Source organism: Corynebacterium sp. HMSC067D03 (assembly GCF_001811185.1).
Lineage (GTDB): Bacteria > Actinomycetota > Actinomycetes > Mycobacteriales > Mycobacteriaceae > Corynebacterium > Corynebacterium coyleae.
This window is the reverse complement of record NZ_KV803834.1, coordinates 35,693-45,852: the sequence shown is the minus strand read 5'-3', so window position 1 is coordinate 45,852 and position 10,160 is coordinate 35,693. Positions and strand designations below refer to the sequence as shown.

The 10,160-nt window shown below is 63.1% G+C and carries 11 protein-coding genes; 3 read left to right on the top strand and 8 right to left on the bottom strand.

Annotation, left to right across the window (positions count from 1 at the left end):
- The coding region (locus HMPREF2785_RS08195; RefSeq protein ID WP_141750672.1) for a biotin/lipoyl-containing protein at nt 1-189 on the top strand (189 nt) is incomplete at its 5' end.
- A gap of 3 nt (nt 190-192) precedes the next feature.
- Here HMPREF2785_RS08195 and HMPREF2785_RS08190 read toward each other — a convergent pair.
- Nucleotides 193-696 (bottom strand): GNAT family N-acetyltransferase, encoded by a 504-nt coding sequence (locus HMPREF2785_RS08190; protein ID WP_070422881.1) that lies wholly within the window; start codon nt 694-696, stop codon nt 193-195.
- 23 nt (nt 697-719) lie between these two features.
- Here HMPREF2785_RS08190 and HMPREF2785_RS08185 point away from each other — a divergent pair, with 23 nt between their 5' ends.
- Nucleotides 720-1,553 carry a chymotrypsin family serine protease gene (locus HMPREF2785_RS08185; RefSeq protein ID WP_070614843.1) on the top strand — a complete coding sequence of 278 codons (834 nt, stop codon included), beginning with the start codon at nt 720-722 and terminating at the stop codon, nt 1,551-1,553.
- Nucleotides 1,554-1,690: 137 nt separating this feature from the next.
- Here the strand turns inward: HMPREF2785_RS08185 and HMPREF2785_RS08180 are convergent, their stop codons facing one another.
- The gene (locus HMPREF2785_RS08180; RefSeq protein ID WP_246821207.1) at nt 1,691-3,475 is read right to left on the bottom strand and encodes an acetyl-CoA carboxylase biotin carboxylase subunit; all 1,785 of its coding nucleotides are present in this window, start codon (nt 3,473-3,475) and stop codon (nt 1,691-1,693) included.
- A 60-nt stretch (nt 3,476-3,535) separates the two neighbouring features.
- Nucleotides 3,536-4,420 (bottom strand): sulfurtransferase, encoded by an 885-nt coding sequence (locus tag HMPREF2785_RS08175; RefSeq protein WP_070422836.1) that lies wholly within the window; start codon nt 4,418-4,420, stop codon nt 3,536-3,538.
- A 302-nt stretch (nt 4,421-4,722) separates the two neighbouring features.
- Between HMPREF2785_RS08175 and HMPREF2785_RS08170 the strand changes: the two genes are divergently transcribed.
- Nucleotides 4,723-5,784: a Cj0069 family protein gene (locus HMPREF2785_RS08170; RefSeq protein ID WP_070422883.1), complete on the top strand. Its 1,062-nt coding sequence runs from the start codon at nt 4,723-4,725 to the stop codon at nt 5,782-5,784.
- A 238-nt stretch (nt 5,785-6,022) separates the two neighbouring features.
- Here HMPREF2785_RS08170 and HMPREF2785_RS08165 read toward each other — a convergent pair whose 3' ends face one another.
- The 5 genes from HMPREF2785_RS08165 to HMPREF2785_RS08145 all read right to left on the bottom strand — a co-directional run bounded on the left by HMPREF2785_RS08165 (nt 6,023) and on the right by HMPREF2785_RS08145 (nt 10,140).
- The gene (locus HMPREF2785_RS08165; RefSeq protein WP_070449528.1) at nt 6,023-6,421 is read right to left on the bottom strand and encodes a DUF3151 domain-containing protein; all 399 of its coding nucleotides are present in this window, start codon (nt 6,419-6,421) and stop codon (nt 6,023-6,025) included.
- Between the two features lie 26 nt (nt 6,422-6,447).
- Entirely contained in the window at nt 6,448-7,041 is a 594-nt protein-coding gene (locus HMPREF2785_RS08160; protein ID WP_070570505.1) for a Maf family protein, read from the bottom strand.
- A complete protein-coding gene (locus HMPREF2785_RS08155) occupies nt 7,041-7,226 on the bottom strand; it encodes an acyl-CoA carboxylase subunit epsilon (RefSeq protein ID WP_070422838.1) in 186 nt (61 codons plus the stop codon). The genes HMPREF2785_RS08160 and HMPREF2785_RS08155 overlap by 1 nt, the downstream gene beginning before the upstream one ends.
- A gap of 10 nt (nt 7,227-7,236) precedes the next feature.
- Complete coding sequence (locus HMPREF2785_RS08150; RefSeq protein ID WP_070614840.1) at nt 7,237-8,760, bottom strand: acyl-CoA carboxylase subunit beta; 1,524 nt, start codon at nt 8,758-8,760, stop codon at nt 7,237-7,239.
- 132 nt (nt 8,761-8,892) lie between these two features.
- Complete coding sequence (locus tag HMPREF2785_RS08145; protein WP_070614857.1) at nt 8,893-10,140, bottom strand: ATP-binding protein; 1,248 nt, start codon at nt 10,138-10,140, stop codon at nt 8,893-8,895.
- Between the last annotated feature and the right edge of the window lie 20 nt (nt 10,141-10,160).

The following is a 10,160-nucleotide window of genomic DNA, read 5'->3' as shown; positions in this document are numbered from 1 at the left end:
TTCGCAGGTGCCGTCACCGTCACCGTAAAGGAAGGCGACGAGGTCAAGGAAGGCGACCCGGTCGCAACCATCGAGGCTATGAAGATGGAGGCCGCGATCTCCGCACCGAAGTCGGGCGTGATCGAGCGCATCGCGCTGACCAAGCCGACCAAGGTGGAAGGCGGCGACCTCGTGGTAGTTATCGCCTAATGCTTAGGCGGTGAAGTCCTTCACGTCGACGGCCATGACATTGTCGTGGCCGTCGACGTTTTTAAATCCGAAAGTTTCGTAGCGGTGGCGGGCACGCTCGTTGTTCGGGTCCACCCACAGCGCCACCTTCGGCGCACCCTGCTTCGCGGCCAACTCCACCGCGGCAGCCAGCAGCCGGACGGCGAGTTTGTGCCCTGCGTAGCGGCGTTCCACCGCAATCGCGATTTCCGGAATATCGCTGCCCAGGTTCGCCCAACCCTGCTCGGGCGTCGACCAGTAGCGCAGCCACACACCGCCCGCCGGCACGCGGAACTGATCGAACGCGAGAACGCCGCCCTCGGCTTCCGGATCCCAGTTTCCGACGTAGTCGTCAGACCCTTCAGCTTCCTCTTGGCCGATCTCGCCGTGCTCGTCACCGAACACGTCGGTAAGAAAGTTCAGCCGGCGCAGGTACGTCCGGTCAGATTCGGTCGCTTCCCGTAGTTCGAACTGAGGTGTGTAATCCATGCGCACCACGTTAATCTTTTCCCATGCTTCGACGCATATTCCTATCGACGACCACCGCAACCACCCTTGCCCTCACCCCCATCGCCAACGCCGAGGTTCCGGTGGTGGAGCAGGGCGCCCGCGTGGTAGTCGTCGATAAGGGCATTTGCTCCATCGGATTCAACGACCCCAACCAACGGATTAGCTACACCGCCGGACACTGTGGCGAACACGGCAGCCGCGCCGCCGTGGGCCAGGCGAACGGAACGTTCTATCCCTCCACGGAGTTTGGTAGGTCTGCGACCGGCAACGACTGGGGCATCATCCGCTGGGACGACGGTGTCCAACTGGGCGCGAACACCATCACCACCGACGCCGTGGTGGACCTCGAGGATCTTCACCCCAACGACGAGATCTGCCTGCTCAGTGCAGGGGAGAAGCGGTGCGGCACCTTCGTTGACCGGCTGGGTAACAACGTCTACTTCGACAGCGACCTTGGCGTGAAGGGCGACTCCGGCGCACCCGTCTGGGCGCCCGGTAGGGGACTGGTGGCGGTCTACTCGGGTGTGAGCACCGTGTCGAACCGGAAAAGCGAGTCGGCCTCCTTGAACCGTGCTTCGAAGCCGCTCAACGGGCCAGGCGTGACGGAGGCGCAGGAGATCGAGCTGATCAGCGCCACGAAACCGATTGGTACGCCCGTTACCCACGACGCCGAGACCCCCGAGTCGCCCGCGACTGATGTGGCTCACTCTGGCTCGAGCGCTTCTCCGGAGGCCATCGCCACGATTGTTGTGGCGGTCGCCGTTGTGTTGGGCTTCCTCGTGCCGTTTATCGGACCTGTGCTGGAGCAGTTCGCGGTTTCCATAGGCCTGCGCTGACAGATTCTGCAAAATCTGTCAGTCGACCTTTGAAGGGGTATAGAACGCCTGGTCGTAGCGTCGTAAAGAAAAGCCCTGACAGATTCTGCAAAATCTGTCAGGGCAATGGGTGGGACAAGCGCCACCGAAGCAACCAGCTACTTCAGCTCCATAAGCACGGCGCCCTTGGACACCTGGCCGCCAGCCTCGGCGGCGAGGCCCGTGACGGTGCCGGCCTTGTGTGCCTTGACCGGGTTCTCCATCTTCATGGCCTCGAGGACCAGCAGGACGTCGCCTTCAGCAACCTCGTCGCCTTCGGAGACGTTGACCTTGATCACGGAACCCTGCATGGGGGAGGCGACGGCGTCACCGGAGACAGCAGCCTTGCCTGCGCGGCGCTTCTTCGGCTTGCGCTTGGCGGGGCCTGCGGCGACGAGTTCCTCGGGTAGGGCGACTTCGACGCGGCGGCCGTCAATTTCAACGGCAAAGGTGCGACGGGTCGGCAGGTCGGTGTCGGCGTCGTCACCAGATGCATCGGCGCTGGACGCGGGCAGTTCGCCGTCCCACTCTTCCTCGATCCAGCGGGTGTACACGTCGAAGCCCTCTTCGGTGCCGACGAATGCCGGGTTATCCAGGATGGCCTGGTGGAAGGGGATGACGGTGGGGAAGCCGGTGACCACGTATTCGCCGAGTGCGCGGCGGGCACGCTGGATGGCCTCTTGGCGGGTGGCGCCGTAGACGATCAGTTTCGCCAGCATGGAGTCGAACTGGCCGCCGATGACGGAGCCTGCGCGCACGCCGGAATCGACACGCACTCCGGGGCCGGTGGGCTCAGCGTATGCAACGACGGTGCCCGGTGCCGGCATGAAGTTTGCGGCGGCGTCTTCGCCGTTGATGCGGAACTCAATAGCGTGGCCACGCGGAGCCGGGTCTTCGGTCAGCTGCAGTTCCTCGCCGCGGGCAATACGGAACTGCTCGCGCACAAGGTCGATGCCGGCGGTGACCTCGGTGACGGGGTGTTCGACCTGCAGGCGGGTGTTGACCTCCAAAAACGAGATCAGCCCGTCAGAGCCCACGAGGTACTCCACGGTGCCGGCGCCGTAGTAACCTGCTTCGCGGCAGATGGCCTTGGCAGAGGAATGGATGCGCTCGCGCTGCTCGTCGGTGAGGAAGGGCGCTGGGGCTTCTTCGACAAGTTTTTGGAAGCGACGCTGCAAGGAGCAATCGCGCGTACCGACGACCACAACGTTGCCGTGCTGATCAGCCAGCACCTGCGCCTCAACGTGGCGGGCCTTGTCCAGGTAGCGCTCCACGAAGCATTCGCCACGGCCGAAGGCTGCGGTGGCTTCGCGGGTGGCGGACTCAAACAGTTCCGGAATCTCTTCGCGGGTGTAGGCGACCTTCATGCCGCGACCGCCACCGCCGAAAGCTGCCTTGATGGCAACGGGCAGGCCGTGCTCGTCGGCAAACGCAACGACCTCGTCAGCGTTGGCCACGGGGTCCTTAGTGCCGGGCGCCATGGGGGCGTCGGCGGCTTCAGCGATGTGGCGGGCGGTGACCTTGTCACCGAGTGCCGCGATGGCCTCCGGCGACGGGCCGATCCAGGTCAGGCCAGCGTCGATGACCTTCTGCGCGAACTCGGCGTTCTCCGAGAGGAAGCCGTAGCCCGGGTGGATAGCGTCGGCGCCGGACTTCTGCGCGGCGTCGATGACCTTGTCCATGTCCAGGTAAGACTCGGCGGCGGTGGTGCCGCCGAGGGCGAAGGCTTCGTCGGCAAGAGCGACGAACGGCGCATCGACATCAGGGTCTGCATACACCGCGACCGACGCAACACCTTCGTCCTGGCACGCGCGGATGACGCGCACGGCAATCTCGCCGCGATTAGCGACGAGCACCTTGCTCAGGCTGCGGGGCAGATCAGTATTCGGTGCGGTGGTGGACACGAAGCAATCCCGTCCTTCAATCGGAAATACGAACCGTCAGAAAATCGGACAAATGTCGTTCTATGTTACAGCCCCACCACGGGAATCCCCTTTAGCCACGGGGACGCGGACCATGTTGCCCCACTCGGCCCAGGAACCGTCGTACAGCGCAACGTCCTCGAAACCGAGAATATTGTTCAGGACGTACCAGGTGTGCGACGCGCTTTCGCCCAACTGGCAGTACACCACTGTGCGCTTCTTCGGATCGAAATCCTTGTAGATCTCGCGGATGTCCTCCAACGGGCGGAAGCGCGCGTTCGGGTGCACGGAACGGCCCCACGGGACGCTAAACGCGCCCGGAATGTGGCCCTGGCGCAGCGTCGGTACTTGGGGTTGCACAGGGGCGGTGCCGTCGCCGCGGTAAGCGGGGGCTGGGCGGGCGTCGATAAGCTGCTCCGGCGGATTATCCAGCAGCTCGGAGGCGAAGGTGCGAACTGCGGTGTCCTTGCGCTCCACCACGGGGTAGTCAGACTCGGGGTAGGAGGGAACGACGAAGGACGTGTCGCGCTCCTCACCCATCCACGCGTCGCGTCCGCCATCGAGCAAGCGCACGTCGGGGTGGCCGAACAGCTCGAACACCCAGGCGGTGTAGGCAGCCCACCAGTTGGCGTGGTCGCCGTAGACCACCACCGTGTCGTCGCGGCTGATGCCGCGGGACCGCATGAGTTTGGCAAAGGCTTCGCCGTCGATGAAGTCGCGGTTGAGCTCGTCGTTAAGATCGCTCTTCCAGTCAATGCGCACCGCGCCCGGAATGTGGCCGATGTCGTAGAGGAACGCATCCTCATCACTTTCGACAACCTTCAGACCATCCACGCCGAGCCGCGCCGAAAGCCACGCGGCGGTGACAAACTTCTCAGGATGTGCGTAGTCCTTGAACTGGGGATTGTCGTCGAGTTCGATACCCACGTCAGCTGCCTTTCGTCTCTGCGGCCCCCGCCGGAATAGGCGAGTGAACAATCACCGACAAGGATACAGGTAGTACCAGCAAATCCCGGCCGGAATCGGCGAGAAACCTCGCCTCGCCACAACAGGTGTGAACTTGCACACTATCAATTCTGCCGCCCTGTGTGGGTCGCTTTAAGCCGATAGAGTCAGAGACGGAACACGACGGCTACGGCTGAGATGTTTCGCGAGTTTTTACCTACCCCGCCGATGCATGCGCTGACCGCATTCACACGCTGCGGGACAACATCATGAAAGGGATCACCGTGCACAAGGCGATTGTTGTCTTCGAGGTTGAGGGCGGCTCCGACAAGTACATTGACGGCCACCGCAAGGACACCATGCCCATTGTCAACGCCATCAAGGAAAAGGGCTGGCACGCAGAGGTTGTCTACTTCCGTCCGGAGTGGGCCGACGACCTGTTCACGTACGTCTCCGAGAACTTCGACGGCTACATCTCGCGTGTGAACCCGGGCAACATCCCGGGCGGCGAAAAGGGCTACTTTGACCTGCTTACCCGCCTGTCCGAGGCCGGCCTGGTCGGCATGTCCACCCCGCAGGAGATGATCTCCTACGGTGCGAAGGATGCCCTGGTGAAGCTGAACAAGACCGACCTTGTGCCGGAAGATACCGCCGCGTACTACGAGGTTGAGGACTTCCACAACACCTTCCCGACCTCCCTGTCCTACGGCGAGCGCGTGCTCAAGCAGAACCGCGGCTCCACCGGCTCCGGCATCTGGCGCGTGCGCCTTGCCGACGAAGCCCTGGCCGACTCCGTCGAACCGGGCACCGCCCTGCCGCTGGACACCAAGCTCAAGTGCACCGAGGCCGTGGACAACCACACTGAGGAGCGCGAGCTCGGCGAGTTCATGGACTTCTGTGACCAGTACATCGAAGGCGACAACGGCATGCTCGTGGACATGCGCTTCATGCCGCGCATCGTCGAGGGTGAGATCCGCATTCTGCTGGTCGGCCCGCACCCGGTGTTCGTTGTGCACAAGAAGCCGGCTGAGGGCGGCGACGCGTTCTCCGCAACCTTGTTCTCCGGCGCGAAGTACACCTACCAGAAGCCGGAGGAGTGGCAGGAGCTCGTCGACATGTTCGCCGAGGCCCGCCCGGTCATCGCCGAGAACCTTGGCGGCGACAACATTCCGCTGATCTGGACCGCAGACTTCATGCTTGCCGACGACGACGAGACCGGGGAGGACACCTACGTGCTCGGCGAGATCAACTGCTCCTGCGTCGGCTTCACCTCTGAGCTCGACATGGGCATCCAGGAGATGGTGGCCGAGGAGGCCATCAAGCGCGTCGAGGCGAAGCACGCGTAAGCGCTGACTTTTCGACGACACCAACGCCCCGGCCCGAAAATCCCGTGCCGGGGCTTCTTGTCTGTCGTGACCCGGTTTTCGCCGACCGGGAATGCGAATCGTCTAGTTGCATTTCGGAGCTGCTAGACGATCCGCATTTTATTGATATCTGTTTTCAATATCACCTGGGGAAATGCATCCGGGGACTCGTGATCGTCTAGTGCCCCTTCCAAGCAGCTAGACGATCTGCTTTTGACGCCTACCCCAGCAGCTCCTTCACGCTGGCCGGGTCGGCGTCGGAAAGCATTTGGCGGCAGCGGTCATACTCGGCGTCGTCGCCAATCGCCTTGGAGGTCAGCGCCAACATCGCAATCGCCTTGAGCACGCCGCGGTTCGGCTCGTGGGACGCCGGGACCGGACCCCAGCCCTTCCAACCGTTGGCGCGCAGGCGGTCCAGGGAGCGGTGGTAGCCGGTGCGGGCGTAGGCGTAAGCGATGAGTTTGTCGCCGGATTCGAGTTCACGCTCGGCGCGGGTGGCCCAGACGGCGGGGGAGTCGGGGTGGGCGAGCGCGGTGTCGTCGGCAAGGAGGTCCTTGCCGGTGGCCGGATCGGCGGGAAGTTCGATGGGCTTCGGTGCGAGCATGTCGTTGATTTCCATGATGGCCAGGCTACCCACAACGTGCGCTACGCGGTCCAGAAGTCGGAGGCGTCCAGTCCGAATCGGTACAGGCAGCGGCGAAGCAGCGGCATGGATAGGCCGATGACGCTGGTGGGGTCGCCGTCGATGGAGTCGATGAACCAGGAGCCGAGCGCCTCGAGTGTGAACGCGCCGGCGCACTCCAGTGGCTGACCGGAGCGGGCGTAGGCCTCGATGTCGGCATCGGACACGTCACCGAAGCGGATCGCGGTGGTGATGGTATCGACGACCCATTCGCCGCCGAACCACACCGCGTGTCCCGTGAGCAGGTGCGCTTCCTTACCGCGCTGTGCTTTCCACCGGCGGATAGTTTCGTCGACGGTGTGGGGTTTGCCCAGCAAGGTGTCGTCGAGAAGCAGCATGCTGTCGCAGCCAACAACAACGTCGTCGGGGAATTCCGCAATTGCGGTCTCGGCTTTTGCGCGGGCGAGGGTGGCCACGGTGGTGGCGGGTGGGACATCGCCAAGTACAGCGATCACCGCATCCTCATCGATGTGCGCGGGGCGCAGCACCGGGGTGACGCCGCCTTGTTCGAGCAGCATGCGTCGCGACGGCGACTGCGACGCCAACACCAACCGCATTAGAAATACGCCGCCGAATCGAACGCGTGCGGATTAAACGCAGTCGCCGGGTGGGACGCACCCCACATGTTGGCGTCCGGCTGCACCCCGGACTGCTTGCGTTCGCGCTGGAGCTGCAGCAACACCTCGGTCAGCGCCTGCAGTTCCGCCTCGGTGGGGTTGCCTTTAACTACCTGAATATCCACGTCAGCCTCCTTACAGCGGGATGTTGCCGTGCTTCTTCTGTGCCGGGTAGGTCACCTTGCGCTCAAGCAGGCGCAGACCCTCGAGGACGCGGGCGCGGGTGGTGGACGGTTCGATGACGGCGTCGACCATTCCGCGCTCGGTAGCCACGTACGGGTTGAGGTTGTCCGCGGCGTACTGCTCCTCGTCGGTGCCGATCGCCTCGGCGGCGGTGGTGGCGTCTGCCAGTGCGATCTGTGCGGTCGGCCAAGCGAACACCAGGTCCGCGCCCAGGCCCTTCGAGCCGAGCAGCGCGTACGACGGACCGAACGCCTTGCGGGTGACCACGGTGATCGTGCCCACCTGGGCCTCTGCAAACGCGTAGGCGAGTGCGGCGGCGGCTGCGGCGGACCCGGAGCGCTCCTCCTCGACCGACGGGAGGAAGCCGGGGGAGTCCACGAACTGCACGATCGGCAGGTTAAACGCGTCGCAGGTGCGGATGAAGCGTGCGGCCTTGCGTGCGGCGTCGCGGGTCAGGCAGCCAGCCAAAACATTCGGCTGCGTTGCGACGACACCAACCGCGCGCCCGCCCACGTGCGCAAAACCGGTGACCACGGAACCTGCGAAGCCAGCGGAGAGTTCCAGAACGTCGCCGTCGGTGACCGAAGCCAGGATGTCGGTGACGTCGTAGGGCTGGTTGTCGTCGTCAGGCATGAATGTGTCGAGGTCGGCCTCCGTCGCAGGGGCCTCGGCGTTGTCGGCACCCAGCGGGGAAGCGGCCTTGTTATTCAGCGGCAGGTAGCTGACCACGGTACGGGCCAGGTCCACCGCTTCCGTATCGGTCGCGGCGACGAGCTGCGCCAGGCCAGTCTCCGCGGCGTGGACGGCGGTGCCGCCAAGCTCATCGGAAGTCGTTTCGGCGCCGGAGACCTTGCTCACGATGTCCGCCGTGGTCACGTGCAGGGACGCGCCCTCGGCCATGACGGTGATGTCCGCGATCGGGACCGTGGTGGCAGCGAGCGAGGCGACATCCCCGGCCACGACCGCGATCTGCGGAATCAAACCCGACGCACGGGTTGCCGCACGCAGGATCTGTGCCTGCATATGCGCGGTGACAATGCCTTCCTTCCAACGCGGGCCAGTCGAGTCATAAATACCGATCAGCGGCACGCCGGTCTTGGTTGCCAAGTCGTAGATCTTGAGGATCTTCTCGCAGTACACCTCACCGACCTGGCCGTCGAAAATCGTCGGGTCTTGGGAGAAGACGCAGACACGACGGCCGTCGATCAGCCCGTAGCCCGTAATCACACCGTCGGTGGAAGGCTTGGACTTGTCCATCTTGTATGCCTCGACGCGGTGCTTGGCCAGGGCGTCGGTCTCCACGAACGTGCCGTCGTCGAGAAGCGAAAGCACGCGCTCACGAGCAGTGGTGCCGCCAGCCTCATGGACAGCATCGATCGCGTCCTGACCGACCGGTGCCTGCGCCTCATCCAGGCGATTGCGCAGATCCTGAATGCGGCCAGCCGTCGTGGTCATGTCGGGTTTAGATGAACTCATAACGCCCCAGTCTAGATTCCGAGATTGTTCCTGCCACATTGCCTATCGACGGCGCGTCGCCAGACGTTTCGCTACGGCGGGGCGTGGTTGGCGTGGCCGGGGCGCGGGGTTGGGGTGAGGGAGCGGGGAACACTAATTGCCGAGAAGCGCGAGAGGCATAACGATCACACCGTCACGTCGTACATAAGCCTGTTTCCCCGTGGTAAGGACCATGAGGTTGGTGACGCGGTCTGGAATACGTTCGCGCAACCATAGGAGGTGTCGGACGTCGGCGTCGTCGATATGAGGCTTCAGCTTGACCTCCACCCCGAGTACCTCCCGTTCAGCGCCCTCAATGATGAAGTCGACTTCTCGCTCTCCCGCGTTCGACCTGAGGTGGTAGACCTTGGCCCTGTTTGCTTGGGCCAGTACACGCAGGGTGAGCGCACACAGAGACTCGAAAAGCGGCCCGAACATGTGCGCAGCACGGTTACTCAAGAGGCCAGATGGGGATATTCCAAGAAGCCTGGCAGCGAGTGCAGGGTCAGCCAAGTGATGCTTTGGGCCTTGCTGCAGGCGTTTGAACTCATTGTTTTCTGGAACCCAACCAGGAACTGGATCAAGCAGCCAAATCTTTGCAAGGTGCTCACGATATGCGAGTGTGGTCTTCTGATTCGGTTGTTCAGTCTGACCGCCGGTGGTCGCATCAAGCAGTCTGGAGTAAGCGGTGGTAGTCGCTGTTGCAGCAGCGTATGCACGCAACCAGCTTCGAAGCGATTCCGGCCGTCTCACCTCGTATCCTGCATCGGGAATATCACGATCGATGATTCGCTCAATGTAGGAATCCAGCAGTGTGACCTGGATGAGCGGATTCGCGGAAGCGATGGCGGGGAATCCGCTTCCGGTGATGAGGCGTGCGTAGTCGTCGAGCGTACAGTCAGAAGAACCAGATACATCGGTGTTTCCGGCCAAGATCCCGGCGAAGCTGCATGTGGGGTTAGCGACGCCACGTTCATGCACTGCCATTGGTCGCATCCTCAGTGAGACGATGCGTCCGGCCCCAGAGTGTGAGCCCTTCGGGTCGACTGGAGTAGCAGAGCCGGTGAGGAGGAAGCGCCCGGGCCCAGCGCCCTGATCTACTTGGCGTCGGACAGAATCCCAGATCTGGGGAAGATGCTGCCACTCATCTAGTAGAAGAGTTCCATCTGGTGCGGAGGAGAGCGAGAAATCTGCCTCGGCAACGTTCCTCATATCGGGATCGTCGAGATACCAAGCAGCGTCGGCTCGGCGCCTTGCGGTGTCGGTCTTACCCACACCTTTTGGTCCGTCAATTGCGATTGCGGGCAGGTGAGGCATGAGGAGATCAAGCTCGTCATCAAGCGTGCGCCGAAGATAAGACATACGGGTAGTGTACAGCATGA